Origin of the sequence: Bacillus vallismortis (assembly GCF_004116955.1) — a bacterium.
Lineage (GTDB): Bacteria > Bacillota > Bacilli > Bacillales > Bacillaceae > Bacillus > Bacillus vallismortis.
Genome location: NZ_CP026362.1, coordinates 3,148,546 through 3,169,512, shown reverse-complemented (window position 1 = coordinate 3,169,512; position 20,967 = coordinate 3,148,546). Strand labels below are relative to the sequence as shown.

General features: G+C 46.2%; 14 protein-coding genes and 1 pseudogene. 9 read left to right on the top strand and 6 right to left on the bottom strand.

The window, feature by feature from the left end; translation table 11 throughout:
* Window positions 1-3 precede the first annotated feature (3 nt).
* On the bottom strand, window positions 4-867 hold the full coding sequence (locus tag BV11031_RS16700; protein WP_010330765.1) for a transporter substrate-binding domain-containing protein: 864 nt from the start codon (window positions 865-867) through the stop codon (window positions 4-6).
* A 167-nt stretch (window positions 868-1,034) separates the two neighbouring features.
* Between BV11031_RS16700 and BV11031_RS16695 the strand changes: the two genes are divergently transcribed.
* From BV11031_RS16695 to BV11031_RS23040, 7 genes and pseudogenes are all read left to right on the top strand, one after another.
* The gene (locus BV11031_RS16695) at window positions 1,035-2,171 is read left to right on the top strand and encodes a zinc-dependent alcohol dehydrogenase (RefSeq protein ID WP_010330224.1); all 1,137 of its coding nucleotides are present in this window, start codon (window positions 1,035-1,037) and stop codon (window positions 2,169-2,171) included.
* A gap of 12 nt (window positions 2,172-2,183) precedes the next feature.
* The gene (locus tag BV11031_RS16690) at window positions 2,184-2,639 is read left to right on the top strand and encodes an RDD family protein (RefSeq protein WP_010330225.1); all 456 of its coding nucleotides are present in this window, start codon (window positions 2,184-2,186) and stop codon (window positions 2,637-2,639) included.
* A gap of 82 nt (window positions 2,640-2,721) precedes the next feature.
* On the top strand, window positions 2,722-3,054 hold the full coding sequence (locus tag BV11031_RS16685; RefSeq protein ID WP_010330226.1) for a YckD family protein: 333 nt from the start codon (window positions 2,722-2,724) through the stop codon (window positions 3,052-3,054).
* A 135-nt stretch (window positions 3,055-3,189) separates the two neighbouring features.
* Window positions 3,190-3,612, top strand: coding sequence for a MarR family winged helix-turn-helix transcriptional regulator (locus tag BV11031_RS16680; RefSeq protein WP_010330227.1), 423 nt, complete (start codon window positions 3,190-3,192; stop codon window positions 3,610-3,612).
* Window positions 3,600-3,941 (top strand): DUF3147 family protein, encoded by a 342-nt coding sequence (locus tag BV11031_RS16675; RefSeq protein WP_010330228.1) that lies wholly within the window; start codon window positions 3,600-3,602, stop codon window positions 3,939-3,941. The genes BV11031_RS16680 and BV11031_RS16675 overlap by 13 nt, the downstream gene beginning before the upstream one ends.
* Before the next feature lie 11 nt (window positions 3,942-3,952).
* Window positions 3,953-4,681: an AAA family ATPase gene (locus BV11031_RS16670; protein WP_010330229.1), complete on the top strand. Its 729-nt coding sequence runs from the start codon at window positions 3,953-3,955 to the stop codon at window positions 4,679-4,681.
* Window positions 4,682-4,818: 137 nt separating this feature from the next.
* Window positions 4,819-4,922, top strand: a pseudogene (locus BV11031_RS23040) (hypothetical protein); the annotation flags it as partial.
* A gap of 36 nt (window positions 4,923-4,958) precedes the next feature.
* On the opposite strand, the gene nin reads toward BV11031_RS23040, so the two are convergent.
* From nin to hxlA, 5 genes are all read right to left on the bottom strand, one after another.
* Complete coding sequence (nin, locus tag BV11031_RS16665) at window positions 4,959-5,357, bottom strand: DNA-entry nuclease inhibitor (protein ID WP_010330230.1); 399 nt, start codon at window positions 5,355-5,357, stop codon at window positions 4,959-4,961.
* A 23-nt stretch (window positions 5,358-5,380) separates the two neighbouring features.
* Window positions 5,381-5,830 carry a DNA-entry nuclease gene (nucA, locus tag BV11031_RS16660; protein WP_128568242.1) on the bottom strand — a complete coding sequence of 150 codons (450 nt, stop codon included), beginning with the start codon at window positions 5,828-5,830 and terminating at the stop codon, window positions 5,381-5,383.
* A 176-nt stretch (window positions 5,831-6,006) separates the two neighbouring features.
* A complete protein-coding gene (gene tlpC / locus BV11031_RS16655; protein ID WP_010330232.1) occupies window positions 6,007-7,728 on the bottom strand; it encodes a methyl-accepting chemotaxis protein TlpC in 1,722 nt (573 codons plus the stop codon).
* Window positions 7,729-7,839: 111 nt separating this feature from the next.
* The gene (gene hxlB, locus BV11031_RS16650) at window positions 7,840-8,397 is read right to left on the bottom strand and encodes a 6-phospho-3-hexuloisomerase (RefSeq protein WP_010330233.1); all 558 of its coding nucleotides are present in this window, start codon (window positions 8,395-8,397) and stop codon (window positions 7,840-7,842) included.
* Window positions 8,398-8,401: 4 nt separating this feature from the next.
* Window positions 8,402-9,034 carry a 3-hexulose-6-phosphate synthase gene (hxlA, locus tag BV11031_RS16645; protein ID WP_010330234.1) on the bottom strand — a complete coding sequence of 211 codons (633 nt, stop codon included), beginning with the start codon at window positions 9,032-9,034 and terminating at the stop codon, window positions 8,402-8,404.
* 229 nt (window positions 9,035-9,263) lie between these two features.
* Between hxlA and hxlR the strand changes: the two genes are divergently transcribed.
* A complete protein-coding gene (hxlR, locus tag BV11031_RS16640) occupies window positions 9,264-9,626 on the top strand; it encodes a transcriptional activator HxlR (RefSeq protein WP_010330235.1) in 363 nt (120 codons plus the stop codon).
* Between the two features lie 571 nt (window positions 9,627-10,197).
* Complete coding sequence (gene srfAA, locus BV11031_RS16635; RefSeq protein ID WP_010330767.1) at window positions 10,198-20,961, top strand: surfactin non-ribosomal peptide synthetase SrfAA; 10,764 nt, start codon at window positions 10,198-10,200, stop codon at window positions 20,959-20,961.
* Window positions 20,962-20,967 lie beyond the last annotated feature (6 nt).

The window sequence follows — 20,967 nt, the reverse complement described above, 5'->3', positions numbered from 1 at the left end:
CGATTACAAATCAACGTCCTGAACGTCGACTTCCAGTTTCTTTGATACATCTGCTTTATTGAAAAATTGTTTCGAGAGCTTAGCCAAAGTGCCATCCTTGCTCATCTCTTTCAATGTTTCGTTCATCTTTTTCTGAAGTGCCGCATTGCTTTTTTTCATGACAAGCGCCTGTTTGTTCGGCATATACTTAATGTCAGGATGGATCGTAATATTGAGATCCGGGAATGCTGCGAGCGCAAGTGTCTGCAGGTAATAGTCATTTAAAATGACATCAGTGCGTCCGTTGGCGACATCTTTTAAATACTGCTCATTGGTCGCATTATCATAAATGACTTCTTTGGCGCCGTATTTTCTCGCTACATCCATGTAGACTGTCGTAGCTGCGCCAGCAGCTTTCTTCCCTTTTAAATCTTTAAGCGTTTTAATTCCTGATAAATCGTCTTTTCGGACAATTGCTGTGCCGTATGAGTATTTATATGGAGTGGAAAACGCGAATTTCTTCTCGCGGTCCTTTGTCACATCGATGTCATTTGCGGCTGCGTCAACCTGGCCGCTGTTCACCGCTGTCAGCATCCCGTCAATTCCCATCTCCTTGAACTCAACCTTTAGCCCCAGGCGTTTTGCCGCTTCACGAACGACTTCAACCTCATAGCCCGTCAGCTTATCGGAACCAGAATCGGTATCGTGGTAAGAAGTGGGATAAAGCGTGCCCGATGTAGCGACAACGATTTTTCCTTTGTCTTTGATCTGATCCCAGCCTGTATCCTTGGAATCGGCTTCATTTTTGCCGGAACAGGCTGCCAATATGAGAAAGAAAGCCATTGTGAAACTGAATATAACGGCTTTTGATTGCATGAATGATTTCACCTTTGTTTCCCCCAATCTGTTAATCAACTAAAAAGATAGCATTGAACATAAGGGGTTGCAATATGTTGAGCTCGTTTTCAAAAAGTTAGAATTGTGTAGACAAATGCGTGTGCACGTTTAAAAGCTGCTATGAAGGGAAGGAGTGATAAAAAAGGAGTTGTCCATGGATGAAAGCATTGACATACCAAGGAAAAGAGCATGTTGAAGTGAAGGATGCAGCTGATCCAGGGATTCAACACGATAAGGATGCCATAATCCGTATTACCGCAACAGGCATTTGCGGCTCCGATCTTCACCTGTATAAAAACGGGATTCCGGCCGCTCCGGATTATATCATCGGTCATGAACCAATGGGAATCGTTGAAGAAGTCGGAAATGAAGTCAAAACGCTAAAAAAGGGTGACCGTGTCGTTATTCCGTTTAACATCGGCTGCGGCGAATGCTTCTACTGCAAGCATCAGATGGAGAGCCAATGTGATGAATCAAATCCAAACCCGCATACCGATGCCGGCGGCTTATTCGGTTTCTCCGAATTCAACGGAAATTTTCCGGGTGGACAGGCTGAATACCTTCGTGTCCCTTACGCTGACTTTTCTTCCTTTAAGGTGCCGGCAGACAGCGACCTTGAGGATGAACAAGTATTACTTCTATCGGATGTCATGCCGACAGCTTTTTGGAGCGTGGAGCACAGCGGTGTGAAAAAAGGTGATACCGTCCTGATTCTCGGATCGGGGCCAATTGGCTTGATGGCGCAAAAATTTGCTTGGATGAAAGGGGCAAAACGTGTCATCTCCGTTGACCAAGTCCCGCATCGGCTTGAACACGCAAAACGGACAAACGGGGCGGAAACGTTTAATTTTTCGGAACACGATGAGATCGGAAAGCTTCTTTATAATGAAACAAACGGCGGAGCAGATGTTGTCATTGATTGTGTGGGAATGGACGGAACGCCGCTTTCTCAAGAAAATACGTCTGAAAAGCCGAATCAATTCGGTACGATCAGTCCGATCCTCACCGCTTCTGAAGCCGTCAGAAAGTTTGGCACAGTCCAGCTGACAGGAGCATATATCTCTCAAGCGGACGGTTTTCCGCTCGGCGATTTCTTTACCCGAAATGTATCAATCAAAATGGGCCAGGCGCCCGTCATTCACCTGATGCCAATGCTATATGAAATGGTGAAGCAGAAAGAAATCGATCCAACCGACATTATTACGCATAAATTAAGTCTTGATGATGCCCCTAAGGCATATGATATATTCGATAAGAAAGAAGATGGAAACATCAAAGCGATATTGAAACCATAATGGGGGAGTCAAATGAATATTTACAAACCAGCCGGATTCTGGATCAGACTGGGAGCTTCATTGTTGGATTACATTATAGTCTCTGTTCCTCTATTGCTGATCTATTGGCTGATTACAGGAAACGACCCGAACGACAGCATGTTCATTAGCTTGATTGTTCTGCTGTATTCTATTTTGCTGCCGGTGTTTTGGAACGGCTACGTTATCGGAAAAAGAATCTGCGGTATCAGAATCGTAAAAAAAGACGGATCACAGGTCAGCCTGTTAACGATGTTTTTGCGGGTTATTGTTGCCGGCCTGGTTTACACATTAACATTCGGCCTAGGCTTAATCGCCAGCCTGATTATGATCGCCGTGCGGGAAGACAAACGGACACTGCATGATGTAATTGCAGGAACGTATGTCACTTACGCGTCTCCGGGTGAAGCAGAACTTTATACTGACGAACAGATCAGAAAGAGCGAATAATGGTTCGCTCTTTTTATTTTGCATGCATAAAAAATGAAATACAGCAAAACATATGGAAAAATGCAAAGGAGGAATAAATTGGATGAAACGAATGAAAATAAATATCATCATTTTGTTCTTAGCCGCAGCTGTCGGTTCTCTGACAGGCACAGCTGAAGCCTCTGAAAAACAGCAGCAGCCACCCGCAAATGTAACATTGACAGATCAGCAAAAGAAAGAAATTGAACAGCTTGAAGCAGACATACTGAAAAAGCGCAAAGACGTAGTCTCGAAGTATGTGGAATATGGTGTTCTGCCTAAAGAAAGAGGAGAACACATCAAAAACCATATGGACAAACACTTTGAAATGATGAAACAAAATGGCTTTGTTCCAAAGCCTCACCCCCATCCGCATAAATTTGAAAAAAGACATTAAAACGGTAAGCATCCAATGGGAATTGGGTGCTTTTATCATGTGAATAAGCTGCTAGTAACAAATAAGTGAAACTTGAGAAAAAATATCGTATTGTTATTTTATATCGTATAATAAGATATAAAAGGGGTGTGTACGATGGAATTGGATTTCATAACTAAGTTAAATCAGCAGTGGACAGATATTTATTATTTATTACATTACAAACATAAAGACAATATTTCTCACCAGGCAATACGGCTCATGCAGCATATTGAAAAGCGAGGCGAAGCAACAATAGGGGCTTTGGCTGAATACTTGTCTGTCTCTCACAATACAGCGTCAGAGCATACTAAACGTTTAATTCAAAAGGGATTTGCGGCTAAACGGCGAAGTCACCAAGATGAACGAAAGGTTTTCGTTTTCTTAACACAAGAAGGAAGAGCTGTTCTTGAACAGCATACACAGCTAGATAAAGAGAAATTAAAACAAATCATTGAACGAATGAGCACATCAGAAAAGGATTTACTTGAACAGGCCTTTGAACTTTTAAGTAAGGAAGCTAAACAATGGCAGTCCTAAGCAAAGTGATCATCTCTGCGTTGATTATTGGTTTTGTAACTGAAATATCAAAAAGACATCCGACCTATGGAGGAATCATAGCCGCTTTACCCTTGGTCAGTTTATTAAGCCTTTTTTGGATGCGAATGGAGGGTGAAAAAACAGCTCAATTAAGCCAATTTGCATCAGGTGTGCTTAGAGGAATCCCTGCTACAGTTTTTTTGCTTGCTATTTTGGCGTTTTTGCTGAAAATTCATGTGCCATTCTGGTTGGCGGTATGCTTTGGATTACTAGGATGGGCTATGTTTTTATACATACAGAAGATTTTCCTCAATATATTATGTAACTGAAAGGAGATGCTATGTTTTTAAAAAAGGTTACTCTTCTTCGAGATAAGATTTCGGACTTTGGCAGGTTTCCTTTTTCTATCCCGGCTATCAGCCAATTACATGACATTTTATTTACTAGCCAAGTAACTTTTTTTGTAGGAGAAAATGGATCCGGTAAATCTACTTTGCTTGAAGCGATAGCACATAAATGTGAATTCAATACAGCGGGTGGAAGCCGAAATAATGTCTATGAATTACAGGAGTCAGATTCTCACTTAGGCGATTACATACGCTTGTCTTGGCTTCCAAAAGTAACAAATGGCTTCTTTTTAAGAGCTGAATCGTTTTATCATCTTTCTCTTCATCTGGATAAGATGGAATTAGATGCTCCTCAGCCATACCTTTCTTATGGCGGGAGGCCGCTGCACGAGCAATCACATGGAGAATCCTTTATGTCTCTGTTCCGTCATCGTTTTAATGAAAAAGCGATTTATCTTTTAGATGAGCCGGAAGCGGCACTTTCTCCAGCCAGGCAGTTGGCTTTTTTGAGGTTAATACATGATTTGGTGAAGGGTGGAAATGTGCAGATGATCATTGCGACTCACTCCCCGATCCTCCTGGGCTATCCCAATGCAAATATTTTAAGCTTTGATGGTGGAAGGATACATCATACAGATTATGAGGAAACAGAACATGTTCAATTAACACGATATTTTCTTAGACACAGAGAAAAAATATTGAATGAGCTGTTCCGAGATTGATATCGAGTTGATATAAAACGCGTTTCATAGCCTATGAAAGGTTTATCAAATATTTCTGGAGTGATAACACACTATGATCCGCCAGCATCCATACAAATCCGTATCTTTTTTGGTAGCCGTTCAGCCAGCTTAACAGATATGTCAATCGAGATGAGGAAAATACACATGATTTAAAACGCTTGAAGAAAAAAGTTTTTATTGGTATCAGGATGTAAGTAAGACAAACGGAGAGAGTTTATAAAGAGTCCCTGAGAGTCATGCTCTCAGGGCTTTTTCATTACACAGAAACAGCATCAATAATATAAGTGTCGGCGTGCAGATCTGACATCTCAGCCGGCACAGTCCAGCATGTCAATTGATAGTCTCCTTTAGGAAGATCAAAGGACAGCCTTTTAGACATAATGCTTTCAATTTCAATTCCGTTTTCTGTGACTTGAAAAGGAACAGTCACTTTCTTTTTGTAGGAGTTTACAGTTTCTGAACTGTTCAGTCGCAAAAGAATAAAGGCCTTTGTATTTCTCTGTGCTTCAAATGAAATCGCTCCGTCCGCCGCAGCAAATCCTTTTTCGATCGCTTCGTCAGTCCAATCCATAACAGGAGGTGCAGAATCCTGTTGAAATACAGTAAATTGATGATATGAAATCGACAGTTCTTGTGGCTTCCATGACTTGATCAAAGTGCTGTTCCTCCTCTAACTGTTTACCGAATGGTGAATAAAACCTTTGTGCCGTCTGGATAATCGGTAAGCTGATGCCCGACCCAGGAGCCTGCACCGCGGTTGTCTGCGGGAGAAATATATTCTACTGAAGCTCCCTCACCGCCTTCTTTGCACATGGCCATTGGCCATTCATCTCTGTCATACCCCGTTTTAGGAGGTACGTCTTTTAATGATTGCTCGCGGCGTTCCTCAGCGCCGTCTCTGTCGATGGTGCATACATCTGAGTACCCCTCATTTATCGCATCCTCAATATGTTTTGCTGTTTCGGGATAACGGTCCGAAGGGAGGGCGATTGTTTCGTCATATTCATTCGTTTGAGACGTTTTTTGATCAGCTGAGAAAAAGTCTCCCTTGATCAGGCCGACAGCTGCAGCTGCTATGACGACGATGACGAGAAGTATCGTTTTTATGATGTCCATCGTGATGTTCACCTCCCGCTTTTAGCAACGTTAAAACTGACCCAAGAGTAATCCAGAAAACGTTTGGTGTAAAGGTTAAAACATTTTGTTTTACACTCGTTTTATTGCTGATATCGTAATTTTAGAAGAGCGAAATATTTGTTTTTAGTAAAACACTGTTTCTAAATTTCAATAATGACACTGAGTCATCAGTCGATTTCAGGTTGATCAATCATTTTAAATTGGCTTATGATACCGGTAAGCTCCTCAGCTAATTGAGATAGCGTTTCAGAAGCTGCAGTAATCTCTTCCATAGCAGCAAATTGCTCTTCTGTTAGTGCGGCAGCCTGCCGGGTATTTTCTGTGGATTCCTTTATGTCGTCCGTATTGGCTGCAAAAGAGTTGTTTATTTGGTGTGCAGTAGCTGAAATGTTTGATACAGATGATGATAAATCACTAATCTCGGCACTGATTTCACCTGTTGCGGCTGCAATTTCCTTAAATGCATTTCGGGTGCGCTGGATCATAGTGACACCTTCTGCAGCCTCTGTTTTCACATGGTCAACAGATCTAGCAGAATGGTTCATATCTTTTTGTATTTCTGTAACCAGTTTTGAAATCTGTCCCGCAGATTGTTGAGATTCTTCCGCTAATTTACGTACTTCATCGGCAACAACTGCAAAGCCTTTGCCATGTTCACCGGCTCTGGCAGCTTCAATCGCTGCATTGAGCGCCAGGAGATTTGTCTGATCGGCAATTTGGGTGATGACGGATAAAATTTGTTCAATTTGTTTTGAGCGGCCGTCCAGCTGCTGTATGATTTCCCCGCTTTTCTGAATCGACTGGTGTATCGCATCCATTTGTGCCTGTACATTTAGAACTTCCTTTTGCCCAATGTCGGCTTTTGTTTGTGCAAGCTTTCCTTTGTCAGCAATTGCGGCAGTATTTGAAGAAATATCTTGGATGTCTGCTGAAGCTTGTTTTAGTGAGCTTTCACTGTCTTCAATTCGATTGATCTGATGCTGGGCCCCATTTGCAATCTGCTGTACAGCTTCTGTGATCTTTTCTGAAGCTTGATTTGTTTCCTCTGCACCTGCTGAGAGCTGCTGAGAGGCTGACGCAAGCTGAAGGGCTGATTGCTGTACGGTCTGGATGGTATCGTTCAGTTTCATTCGCATCTTATTGTAATAGAAGCTGAGTTCTGATAGCTCGTCACCGGATTTGTCTGACACCTCTATTGTCATATCTCCGTTTCCGGCACTTTCAAAGGCGCATTTTAAAGCGTTCAGCCGCTTATTGATTCTTCTAGTGAAAAACAGGACAAGGATGACTGATACAATAATGACAATAACAAGAACGATAGCGAATTGAATGAGAAGTGATTGCGTAAGTGATGTTAAAATGTTTTGATTGGCTCCTGTATACAGCATGCCGATGATATTCCCATTTTGATCTTTTAAAGGCATGTATGCCGTCTGATGAGAAGAGCCTGCTACGTCTGCTTGTCCGTAAAATCGTTTTCCATTCTTTAAAACAGCGTCAGTCACTTCAGAAGAAGCCTGAGTGCCTACAGCTCTTTCGCCATTCTTCATGACATTGGTTGCTACACGAGTATTCCCTTGAAAAATTGTAACGGTATCGCCTGTTTTTTCGCCAAGCAGATCAACGATATCTTCATTACCGTTGATTTGGGTTTGGCCTTTATACAATTTGTTGTTTTTAACCTCCCAATCCCCTGAAATAACATCGTCGATATAAGCGCTGCTTAAAGCGAGATCGCCTTTCGCTTTTTCAGTCGCCATTTGTTTCATGCTGTCTGTAATATCCTTAAGCATCACAGTGCCAACTGATGCTGAAAACATAAGAATAATCACGAAAACCAGGCAGAGAATTTTAGTTCCCAGCTTAAGCCTTAGTCGGTTTATCAACATAATTCCTCCTTTTTATGATTTTGTAGGTCATATTACTTATCGGTTTTTAGGTTTAAAGTTTTATTTTGGCAATTTAAAAACCGGCCTGATCTTCAGGCCGGTCGTGTGACGCTATTCAAGGTTTGCGTGGTGGGTGAACATGGTTTCGGAATTGAGTCCTTTTTTCTCCATGAGTTTTAAAATCACCGCATCATAGAATAGCAGCAAAGTTTGCTCAAATAATGAACCCATTGGCTGTATGGTTTTATCGCTTCCGTTTGACCGGTCTTTAGGAGAACCGGGCATTTTGACGATGAGATCCGCTTGTTTGCCAATGCTTGATTCCGGGTTGATGGTTAAAGCGGCAACAACCCCGTGTAAGCTTTTTGCTTTGGCTGCTGTATGGATCAGGCTCTTTGTCTCGCCTGATCCTGAGCCGAGAATGACGAGATCACCTTCGCGAAGCGGCGGAGTAAGAATCTCGCCAACGATATGAGCGTTAAAGCCCATGTGCGCCAATCTCATTGCGAAGGATTTTGCCATTAGGCCAGACCGCCCCGCTCCCGCAGTGAAAACTTGATTGGACGAGAGAATGTGGTCGGCGAGCTGATCCGCTTCTTCATCAGAAATATAAGCCGCTGAACGGTGTAACTCATTCAGAATTTCCGTTACGTATTCAGTCGTTTTCATTTCGTTATCCTTGGGCAATAAGCTGTTTCATTTTTGAAGCTGTTTCGGCTTTATCGGCTGCGCTTGTAATGCCGCCCCCAACAATGACAAGGTCGGGCTTTTGTTTGATCACTTCTGGCAGTGTATCAAGCTTAATTCCACCCGCAATTGCGGTTTTTGCGTTTTTTACGGCATTTTTGATTGTCGTTAATTCTTCGAAAGAGTTTTTGCCCTCTGCTTGAAGATCATATCCAGTATGGACGCAGATGTAATCAACACCGAGTGCGTCAATTTCTTTCGCGCGTGATTCAATATCTTTCACGTTAATCATGTCGACTAAGATTTTCTTCTTTTGTTTTTTGGCTTCTTCTACTGCGCCTTTAATTGTTGCATCGTCTGTAGCCCCTAAAACGGTGATGATGTCAGCGCCTGCTTCCGACGCTTTCATGATCTCGTATCCGCCGGCATCCATGATTTTCAGGTCTGCTAGAACCTTCAATTGCGGAAATGCTTCTTTTACTTCTTTAACGGCTCTGAGGCCTTCATTGATGACAACGGGTGTTCCGATTTCAACCACGTCGACGTATTGTTCCACTTCTTTGACGAGCTCGATGGCCTCCGGAATATTTACGAGGTCTAATGCTAATTGTAATTCCATTATTGATCCACTCCCTTTTCGAATTATTTTTCATTCTATAGGCTCCCACTTTTCATGAGAAGTAGGCACTTTAAAGTCAACTAGTTACTTGGAGGATACTGTGAGAAGAGGCGATCAGATTTCTTTCGCTTGGTTTTATGAGTGAGTATAATAAAAAGGAGTCTGCAAAAAAGTAAGTAAGTGACGATACGTATCTAACATACAAAAAATATGCTAAGGGGGATTTCTATTGAGCCGGATGGACGACAAAAGGTTTAATTGTGAGAAGGAATTAACGCTTGCAGTGATCGGCGGAAAATGGAAAATGCTCATTTTGTGGCATTTGGGGAAAGAAGGAACAAAACGGTTCAATGAATTAAAAACTTTGATTCCTGATATCACGCAGAAAATCCTGGTGAATCAGCTGAGAGAGCTTGAGCAGGATTTGATTGTTCACAGGGAAGTGTATCCGGTTGTCCCGCCGAAGGTTGAATATTCCTTGACCCCGCAAGGAGAAAGCCTGATGCCTATTCTGGATGCCATGTATGAGTGGGGGAAGGGCTATATGGAATTGATTGATGTCGACAAAAAAATCATAAAGGAATCGTTGTAAGACGCTCTTCACAAGGGTGTCTTTTTTTGTTTGTTTTTCGGTTTTTGCGAGGTAACAGGTGCGATGTAAAGATTGTAAATGGCTTTCAACAATCAAAGGGATAGAAAGGAACGGTTTGACTTAAAGATTTTTATTTTTCTGTAAATAATGTTTAGTGGAAATTGTTGCGGCATCCCGCAAAAATATCCCAGTAAATAAACTGGAATCTTTCGGTATCCCGCATGAAACTTTTCACCCATTTTTCGGTGATAAAAACACTTTTTTCATTTAAAGTGAACGATAGCAAGGTAAAAAATATTGAAAACAATGAATAAATAGCCAAAATTGTTTTGTATTGGGATGAAGAGTCTTGCGGTCTTTATCTGCTTGTGGTATACGCCGCGAAGATGATGGATGGCAGCCGTTTTGATAGCGGCAATCCGTTTTTTTGTTTAGATGCACTGGTTTTTAGTGTAGTTCTTTTGGCTTTTTTGGCTGTTAGTCCATAAGTATTAAAAGCTTATATGGATAAGAAAGGGAAATGCATTGCGCATGTTCACTGCTTATTGAAGATTAGGGGAGGTATGACGATATGGAAATAACTTTTTACCCTTTAACGGATGCACAAAAACGAATTTGGTATACAGAAAAATTTTATCCTCATACAAGTATTTCAAATCTTGCGGGGATTGGCAAGCTGGTTTCAACGGAGAAGGTTGACTGGGTGCTAGTTGAGGAAGCGATACAAACGTTTATCCGCAGAAATGACGCCATGCGCCTTCGTTTGCGGCTCGATGAAAACGGTGAGCCCGTACAATATATAAGCGAGTATCGGCCTGTTGATATAAAACATACTGACACCACTGGAGATCCGAATGCGATAGAGTTTATTTCACAATGGAGCCGGGAGGAAACAAAAAAGCCTTTGCCGCTGTACGAGTGTGACTTATTCCGTTTTTCCATCTTCACCATAAAGGAAAATGAAGTGTGGTTTTACGCAAATGTTCATCATGTGATTTCTGATGGAATTTCTATGAATATTCTCGGAAATGCGATTATGCACATTTATTTAGAATTAGCGGGCGGCTCAGAAACAAACGAAGGGATCTCGCATTCATTTATCGATCATGTTTTATCTGAACAGGACTATGCTCAATCAAAGCGGTTTGAAAAGGACAAGGCGTTTTGGAACAAGCAATTTGAAACGGTGCCTGAGCTTGTTTCTCTTAAACGGAATGCTTCAGGCGGAGGGAGTTTAGATGCTGAGAGGTTCTCTAAGGATGTGCCTGAAGCGCTTCATCAGCAGATCCTATCGTTTTGTGAGGCAAACAAGGTCAGTGTTCTTTCAGTGTTTCAATCGGTGCTTGCCGCCTATTTGTACAGAGTCAGCGGCCAGAATGATGTCGTGACGGGAACCTTTATGGGCAATCGGACAAATGCGAAAGAGAAGCAGATGCTTGGCATGTTTGTTTCGACAGTTCCACTTCGTACAAACGTAGACGGCGGACAGGCATTCTTAGATTTTGTCAAAGACCGAATGAAGGATCTCATGAAGACGCTGCGTCACCAAAAGTACCCGTATAACCTTCTGATAAACGATTTGCGTGAAACAAAGAGTTCTCTGACCAAGCTGTTTACGGTTTCTCTTGAATATCAGGTCATGCAGTGGCAGAAAGAAGAGGATCTTGCCTTTTTGACTGAGCCGATTTTCAGCGGAAGCGGATTGAATGATGTTTCGATTCATGTAAAGGATCGATGGGATACTGGAAAGCTCACCATTGATTTTGATTACCGCACTGATTTATTTTCGCGTGAAGAAATCAACACTGTTTGTGAGCGCATGATTACGATGATTGAGAACGCGTTAACGCATCCGGATCATACAATTGATGAATTAACGCTGATTTCTGAAGCGGAAAAAGAGAAGTTGCTTGAGAGGGCCGGTGGTGAATCTGTCAGCTACCGCAAGGATATGACGATTCCAGAGCTGTTCCAAGAAAAGGCTGATCTGCTTGCTGATCAGCCAGCGGTTGTGTTTGAAGATCGCACATTGTCCTATCAAACGTTACATGAACAATCTTCACGCATCGCTAATCTATTGAAACAGAAAGGCGTTGGCGCGGACAGTCCTGTCGCGGTTCTGCTTGATCGCTCTGAACGGATGATTACGTCGATCATGGGGATTTTAAAAGCGGGCGGAGCCTATGTGCCGATTGATCCCGCGTTTCCGGCGGAGCGCATCCAATATATTTTGGAGGACTGCGGTGCGGACTTTATCCTGACTGAATCGAAGGTTGCACCTCCTGTGTCCGATGCGGAGCTGATTGATTTTGATCGTGCGATTGCGGAAGGTGCAGTCGATAGCCCGAATGCAGATGTGAACGCACAGAACCTTGCTTACATTATTTACACATCGGGAACAACCGGACGTCCGAAAGGCGTGATGATCGAGCATCGCCAGGTTCATCATTTGGTTGAATCTTTGCAGCAGACGATTTATCAAAGCGGCAGCCAAACACTGCGGATGGCATTGCTTGCGCCTTTCCACTTTGATGCGTCAGTGAAGCAGATTTTCGCGTCGCTTCTATTGGGACAAACCCTTTATATCGTACCTAAGAAAACCGTGACAAACGGAGCTGCCCTTGCTGCATATTATCGCAGGCACAGCATCGAAGCGACGGACGGAACACCAGCCCATCTGCAAATGCTGGTCGCGGCAGGAGATTTTGAAGGACTCAAGCTGAAGCATATGCTAATTGGAGGAGAGGGCCTATCGTCTGTTGTTGCGGACAAGCTGCTGAAGCTGTTTAAAGAAGCAGGCACAGCGCCGCGTTTGACCAATGTGTACGGGCCGACTGAAACGTGTGTTGACGCGTCCGTTCATCCGGTGATCCCAGAAAGTGCCGTTCAATCAGCGTATGTGCCGATTGGGAAAGCGCTGGGAAATAACCGCCTATATATTTTGGATAAAAAAGGCCGGCTGCAGCCTGAAGGCGTGGCTGGCGAGCTTTATATCGCCGGTGATGGTGTTGGCCGGGGCTATTTGCATCTGCCTGAATTGACAGCTGTGAAGTTTTTACAAGATCCATTTGTGCCAGGCGATCGCATGTACCGGACCGGAGACGTGGTGCGCTGGCTTCCAGACGGAACAATTGAATATTTAGGCAGAGAGGATGACCAGGTCAAAGTCCGCGGGTACCGGATTGAGCTCGGAGAAATTGAAGCCGTGATCCAGCAGGCGCCAGACGTTGAGAAAGCTGTTGTTTTGGCACGCCCTGACGAACAAGCAAATCTTGAGGTTTCCGCATATGTTGTGCAAAAGACTGGCAGCGAATTTGCGCCGGCCAGCCTGCGGGAGCATGCGGCCAGACAGCTTCCTGACTATATGGTCCCGGCTTACTTTACAGAAGTGGCAGAAATTCCGCTCACGCCAAGCGGCAAAGTAGACCGCCGCAAGCTGTTTGCGCTGGAGGTGAAGGCGGTCAGCGGAACGGCCTATACTGCGCCTCGAAATGAGACGGAAAAAGCAATCGCAGCCATTTGGCAGGATGTGCTGAATGTTGAGAAGGCAGGGATCTTTGACAATTTCTTTGAAACGGGCGGACATTCATTGAAGGCCATGACGCTTTTAACAAAGATTCATAAGCAAACAGGCGCCCATATTCCGCTTCAATACTTATTTGAGAATCCGACGATCGCGGCTCTTGCAGAGGAAGCCGAACGCAGAGAAAGCCGGGCATTTACAGCGATTGAACCTGCTGAAAAACAGGAGCATTACCCGCTTTCGTTGGCACAGCAGCGAACATATATCGTCAGCCAGTTCGAGGATGCGGGAGTCGGCTACAATATGCCGGCGGCAGCGATTTTGGAAGGGCCTTTAGAGATTCAAAAGCTGGAGCTCGCATTTCAAGAGCTAATCCGCCGCCACGAGTCGTTGAGAACGTCATTTATTCTTGATAACAGCACGCCGAGACAGAACATTCATGACAGTGTCGATTTTAACATCGAGATGATGGAAAGAGGCGGCCGCTCAGATGAGGCAATGATGGCTTCATTCGTCCGGAGATTTGACTTGGCGAAAGCGCCGCTGTTCAGAATCGGCTTGATGGAGCTTGGAAAGAACCGTCATATGCTGCTGTTTGACATGCACCATTTGATTTCTGACGGTGTGTCCATCGGCATTATATTGGAGGAGTTAGCACGGATATACAAAGGCGAACAGCTTCCTGAGCCTCGCCTTCAATATAAGGATTACGCCGTGTGGCAAAGCGTCCAGGCTGCTGAAGGGTACCAGAAGGACCGGGCGTATTGGAAAAAAGTCTTTGCGGGCGAGCTTCCGGTGCTTCAGCTTCTGTCCGATTATCCGAGACCGCCTGTTCAAAGCTTTGAAGGGGACCGGGTGTCAATCAAGCTGGATGCGGGATTAAAGGATCGCTTACATCGTTTGGCTGAACAAAGTGGCGCCACGCTGTATATGGTGATGCTGTCCGCATACTATACGCTTTTATCAAAGTATACGGGACAGGATGACATCATTGTCGGCACGCCGTCAGCGGGCCGAAACCACTCCGATACAGAGGGCATTATCGGGATGTTCGTCAATACGCTCGCGATTCGCAGTGAAGTGAAGCAGGATGAGACGTTTACCCAGTTGATCGCGCGTGTCCGCAAACAGGTGCTGGATGCCTTTTCTCATCAGGACTATCCGTTTGAGTGGCTTGTAGAAGATTTGAACATCCCCCGTGATGTAAGCAGACATCCGCTGTTTGACACGATGTTCAGTCTTCAAAATGCGACAGAGGGCATTCCCGCTGTCGGCGATCTGTCCTTGTCTGTTCATGAGACCAATTTCAAGATTGCCAAATTTGATTTGACGGTGCAGGCGAGAGAAACCGATGAAGGCATTGAGCTTGATTTGGACTACAGCACGAAGCTGTTTAAACAAAGCACGGCTGACAGGCTGCTCAACCATTTTGCGCGTTTGCTTGATGCTGCTGCGGCTGAGCCTGAGAAACAGATTTCTGACTACAATCTTCTTTCTAAAGAGGAGGCTGCTGCGCAAATTCAGCAGTTTAACCCGGGAAGAACACCTTATCCGAAAGGCAAAACGATTGTTCAGCTGTTTGAAGAGCAAGCGGCGAAAACGCCAGACCAGCCGGCACTTCAATATGAAGGCGAATCACTTACCTATCGTGAGCTGAATGAACGGGCCAATCGGTTGGCGCGCGGCATTCTTTCTCTAGGGGCAGGTGAAGGCAAAACGGCGGCAGTCTTATGCGAGCGGTCAATGGACATGATTGTGTCGATCCTCGCCGTTTTAAAAGCTGGCTCGGCTTATGTGCCGATTGATCCGGAACATCCGATTCAGCGGATGCAGCATTTCTTCCGTGACAGCGGAGCGAAGGTGCTTCTTACTCAGAAAAAATTAAAGGCTTTAGCAGAAGAAGCAGCATTTAGCGGTGTCATCGTGCTTGCGGATGAGGAAGAAAGCTATCATGCCGATACGCAAAATCTCGCATTGCCTCTTGACTCCGCGGCGGTCGCCAATCTGACGTATACGTCCGGAACGACAGGAACACCAAAGGGAAATATCGTGACACATGCCAATATTCTGCGCACGGTGAAGGGAACGAATTATCTCAGCATCACAGAACAGGATACGATCCTGGGCCTTTCCAATTACGTATTTGACGCATTCATGTTTGATATGTTCGGTTCTTTGTTAAATGGTGCCAAGCTTGTGCTGATACCGAAAGAAACTGTTTTGGATATGGCTCGCCTGTCTCGGGTCATAGAGCGGGAGAATATCAGCATTCTCATGATTACAACCGCTTTGTTCCACCTGCTTGTGGACTTGAATCCGGCGTGCTTGTCAACGCTGCGCAAGATTATGTTTGGCGGGGAGCGGGCTTCGGTTGAGCATGTCAGAAAAGCTTTGCAAACGGTTGGAAAAGGCAAACTCCTTCACATGTACGGGCCGTCTGAAAGCACGGTTTTCGCAACGTATCATCCGGTTGATGAATTGGAGGAGAACACGCTGTCTGTTCCGATTGGAAAACCGGTCAGCAACACGGAAGTATACATCCTTGACCGGGCTGGACACGTACAGCCTGCCGGGATTGCCGGGGAGCTTTGCGTGAGCGGCGAAGGACTCGTGAAAGGCTATTACAACCGTCCAGAACTGACTGAGGAGAAGTTCGTTCCGCATCCGTTTACGTCCGGCGAACGCATGTATAGAACGGGTGACCTTGCCAGATGGCTGCCGAATGGCGACATCGAATTTATCGGGCGGATCGATCATCAGGTGAAAATCCGCGGACAGCGCATCGAGCTTGGAGAAATCGAGCATCAGCTGCAAACCCACGACCGCGTGCAGGAGACTGTCGTGCTTGCTGTTGATCAAGGAGCGGGAGACAAGCTGCTCTGCGCGTACTTTGTCGGAGAGGGAGGCATCTCATCTCAAGAGCTGAGAGAACATGCGGCGAAGGATCTGCCGACTTATATGGTTCCTGCGGTGTTTATCCAAATGGATGAGCTGCCGCTGACTGGGAACGGAAAAATCGACCGGAGAGCACTGCCGCTTCCTGATGCCAACGTCTCGACAGGTGTTTCATATGTTGCGCCTCGCAATGAAACGGAACAAAAACTCGCGGACATTTGGGCGCAGGTGCTTCAGGTTCAACAGGTCGGCGCTTATGACCACTTCTTTGACATCGGCGGACATTCATTAGCAGGCATGAAGATGCTTGCCTTGGTTCATCAGGAACTGGGGGTTGAGCTGTCACTCAAAGATCTCTTCCAGTCACCTACGGTTGAGGGCTTAGCACAGGTGATAGCCTCTTCTGAAAAAGGGGCAGCCGTCAGCATCAGCCCGGCAAAAAAACAAGATACGTATCCTGTTTCCTCACCGCAAAAGCGGATGTATGTGCTCCAGCAGCTTGAAGGAGCGCAAACGAGCTATAACATGCCGGCGGTTCTGCGCCTTACAGGTGAGCTTGATGTTGAAAGGCTTAACAGCGTCATGCAGCAGTTAATGCAGCGTCATGAGGCCTTTAGAACCACGTTTGAACTGAAAGATGGAGAAACGGTGCAGCGGATTTGGGAAGAAGCTGAGTGTGAGATGGCCTATTTCGAAGCTGCAGAAGAGGAGACAGAGCGGATCGTTTCCGAGTTTATCAAACCTTTCAGAATTGATCGGCTTCCGTTATTCAGGATGGGGCTGATCAAGCACTCAGACACTGAGCATGTTCTGCTGTTCGATATGCACCATATTATTTCTGACGGTGCGTCTGTCGGTGTGCTGATTGAGGAGCTTTCGAAGCTGTACGACGGAGAAATCGTTGAGCCGCTCCGCATTCAATATAAGGATTACGCCGTGTGGCAGCAGCAGTTCATCCAGTCTGAGCTTTATAAAAAGCAAGAGGAGCATTGGCTGAAGGAGCTGGAAGGAGAGCTGCCGGTGCTGACGCTTCCGACTGACTATAGCCGGCCTGCGGTTCAAACATTTGCGGGAGACCGTATTGCATTTTCATTAGAAGCAGGGAAAATCGATGCGCTGCGCAGACTTGCAAAAGAAACGGATTCCACACTGTACATGGTGCTTCTGGCATCATACAGTGCGTTTTTATCAAAACTGAGCGGGCAGCATGATATCATCGTCGGTTCACCTATAGCCGGACGCTCTCAAGCGGACGTCAGCCGCGTCATCGGAATGTTCGTCAATACATTGGCGCTGCGCACGTATCCGAAGGGTGAAAAGACGTTTTCTGGCTATCTGAGTGAAGTAAAAGAAACGGCACTCAGCGCTTTTCGTGCGCAGGATTACCCGCTTGAGGACCTGATCGGAAACCTGCAGGTTCAGCGTGACACGAGCAGAAATCCGTTATTCGACGCCGTTTTTTCGATGCAAAATGCGAATATCAAGGATCTGACGATGAAAGGGATTCAGCTTGAGCCGCATCCGTTTGAACGGAAAACGGCCAAGTTTGATATCACGCTGACGGCTGACGAAACCGATGGCGGGCTTACGTTTGTGCTTGAATACAATACAGCGCTGTTTAAGCCTGAAACAATCGAACGATGGAAGCAATACTGGATGCAGCTTCTAGATGAAGTCACCGGCAATCCGAACCAGCCGCTTTCCAGCTTGTCTCTCGTCACTGAACCAGAAAAACAAACGCTTCTTGAGGCATGGAAGGGCAAAACGCTCCCTGTACCGACAGACAAAACCGTTCATCAGCTATTCGAAGAAACGGCTCAGCGCCACAAAGACCGCCCGGCTGTCACCTACAACGGCCAGTCATGGACGTACGGCGAGCTGAATGCGAAGGCAAATCGTCTTGCCCGAATTCTGATCGACTGCGGCATCAGCGCGGATGAGCGCGTCGGCGTTCTCACGAAGCCATCGCTGGAAATGGCTGCCGCGGTGCTCGGCGTCTTAAAGGCGGGAGCGGCGTTTGTGCCGATTGATCCTGACTATCCGGATCAGCGGATTGACTATATTTTGCAGGACAGCGGCGCGAAGCTTCTCTTGAAACAGGAAGGCATTTCAGTGCCGGATAGCTTCTCGGGAGACGTCATTCTTCTTGATGGCAACCGCACGATTCTAAGCCTGCCGCTTGATGAAAACGATGAGGAAAATCCAGAGACGGATGTAAATGCAGAAAACCTCGCGTACATGATTTACACGTCCGGGACGACCGGACAGCCGAAGGGTGTCATGGTCGAGCACCATGCGCTTGTGAACCTGTGCTTCTGGCACCATGACGCGTTCAATATGACAGCGGAGGACCGCAGTGCGAAGTACGCGGGCTTTGGATTCGACGCCTCCATTTGGGAAATGTTCCCGACGTGGACAATCGGAGCCGAGCTTCACGTCATTGATGAAGCGATCCGCCTTGATATCGTCCGTCTGAACGATTATTTCGAAACGCATGGCGTGACGATCACGTTCTTGCCGACACAGCTGGCGGAACAGTTTATGGAGCTTGAGAATACGTCACTGCGCGTATTGCTGACAGGCGGAGACAAGCTGAAGCGTGCGGTGAAACAGCCGTACAAGCTCATCAACAATTACGGGCCGACTGAAAACACAGTCGTTGCCACAAGCACAGAGATCAATCCGGAAGAAGGCTCGCTTTCCATCGGGCAGGCTATCGCCAATACGAGAGTATACATTCTCGGCGAAGGCAATCAGGTGCAGCCGGAAGGCGTAGCCGGAGAGCTCTGTGTAGCGGGACGCGGATTGGCGCGCGGCTATCTGAATAAGGAAGACGAAACTGCGAAGCGGTTTGTCGCTGATCCGTTTGTCCCGGGTGAACGCATGTACCGCACCGGCGATCTGGTGAAGTGGGTGAACGGCGGCATCGAATACATCGGCCGGATCGACCAGCAGGTCAAGGTTCGCGGCTATCGGATCGAGCTCTCAGAAATCGAAGTGCAGCTCGCCCAGCTTTCTGAGGTGCAGGATGCGGCGGTCACAGCTGTCAAAGATAAAGGCGGCAATACAGCGATCGCGGCGTATGTCACACCGGAAACAGCTGACATAGAAGCGTTAAAGTCTTCATTGAAAGAAACCCTGCCGGACTACATGATCCCGGCGTTCTGGGTGACGCTGAACGAACTTCCGGTTACCGCAAACGGAAAGGTTGACCGCAAAGCCTTGCCTGAGCCGGACATTGAAGCGGGAAGCGGGGAATACAAAGCGCCGACGACCGACATGGAAGAGCTCCTTGCCGGCATTTGGCAGGATGTGCTCGGCATTTCTGAAGTCGGTGTCAGTGACAATTTCTTCTCGCTCGGCGGAGATTCCATCAAAGGAATCCAAATGGCGAGCCGCTTGAACCAGCACGGCTGGAAGCTGGAAATGAAAGACCTCTTCCAGCACCCGACAATCGAAGAGCTGACCCAATACGTGGAGCGTGCCGAAGGCAAACAGGCGGACCAAGGCCCGGTGGAGGGTGAAGTCATCCTGACGCCAATCCAGTGCTGGTTCTTTGAAAAGAACTTCACGAACAAGCACCACTGGAACCAGTCAGTGATGCTTCAAGCGAAGAAGGGCTTTGATCCTGAACGGGTGGAGAAAACATTACAGGCGCTGATCGAACATCATGACGCGCTCCGCATGGTTTATCGTGAGGAGCCGAAAGATGTCGTTCAATATAACAGAGGACTTGAAGCTGCTTCAGCCCAATTGGAGATCATCCACATTGAGGGGCAAGCGAAAGATCATGAAGACCGCATAGAGAGAGAAGCGGAGCGTTTGCAAAGCAGCATCGACTTGCAGGAAGGCGGCTTGTTAAAAGCAGGCTTGTTCCAAGCGGAAGACGGAGACCACTTGCTTCTTGCCATTCACCACTTAGTGGTTGACGGTGTGTCGTGGCGGATTTTACTGGAGGATTTCGCCGCGGTTTATACACAGCTTGAGCAAGACAATGAACCGGTTCTCCCCCAGAAAACACATTCATTTGCGGAGTATGCAGAGAGATTGCAAGACTTCGCGAACTCCAAAGCCTTTTTGAAAGAAAAAGAGTATTGGAGACAGCTTGAAGAACAAACTGTCGCTGTAAAGCTTCCGAAAGATCGCGAATCTGGTGATCAGCGAATGAAACATACAAAGACAATCGAATTCTCGCTGACTGCTGAAGAGACAGAACAGCTCACCACAAAGGCGCATGAGGCATATCACACAGAAATGAATGATATTTTGCTGACGGCATTCGGATTGGCGATGAAGGAGTGGACAGGTCAGGATCGAGTAAGTGTTCATTTAGAGGGGCATGGACGTGAAGAAATCATAGAAGACCTGATCATTTCCCGCACAGTCGGCTGGTTTACGAGTATGTACCCGATGGTGCTCGATATGAAGCATGCGGATGATCTGGGCTACCAGCTGAAGAAAATGAAAGAAGATATCAGACATGTACCGAATAAGGGAGTCGGATACGGCATTCTCCGCTATTTGACGGCGCCGGAACATAAAGAAGATGTGGCGTTTTCGATTCAGCCGGATGTCAGCTTTAACTACTTAGGACAGTTTGATGACATGTCGGATGCAGGCTTGTTCAAGAGATCAGAGCTGCCGTCAGGACAGTCGTTAAGCCCGGAAACAGAAAAACCGAACGCGCTCGATGTTGTCGGATACATTGAAAACGGAAAACTGACGATGTCACTGGCCTATCATTCTCTTGAATTTCATGAAAAAACGATACAAACATTCAGCGACAGCTTTAAAGCCCATCTGCTCAGAATCATACAACATTGCCTATCTCAAGATGGAACGGAATTGACGCCGAGCGACCTTGGCGACGACGATTTGACGCTGGATGAACTGGATAAATTAATGGAAATTTTCTAATAGAGG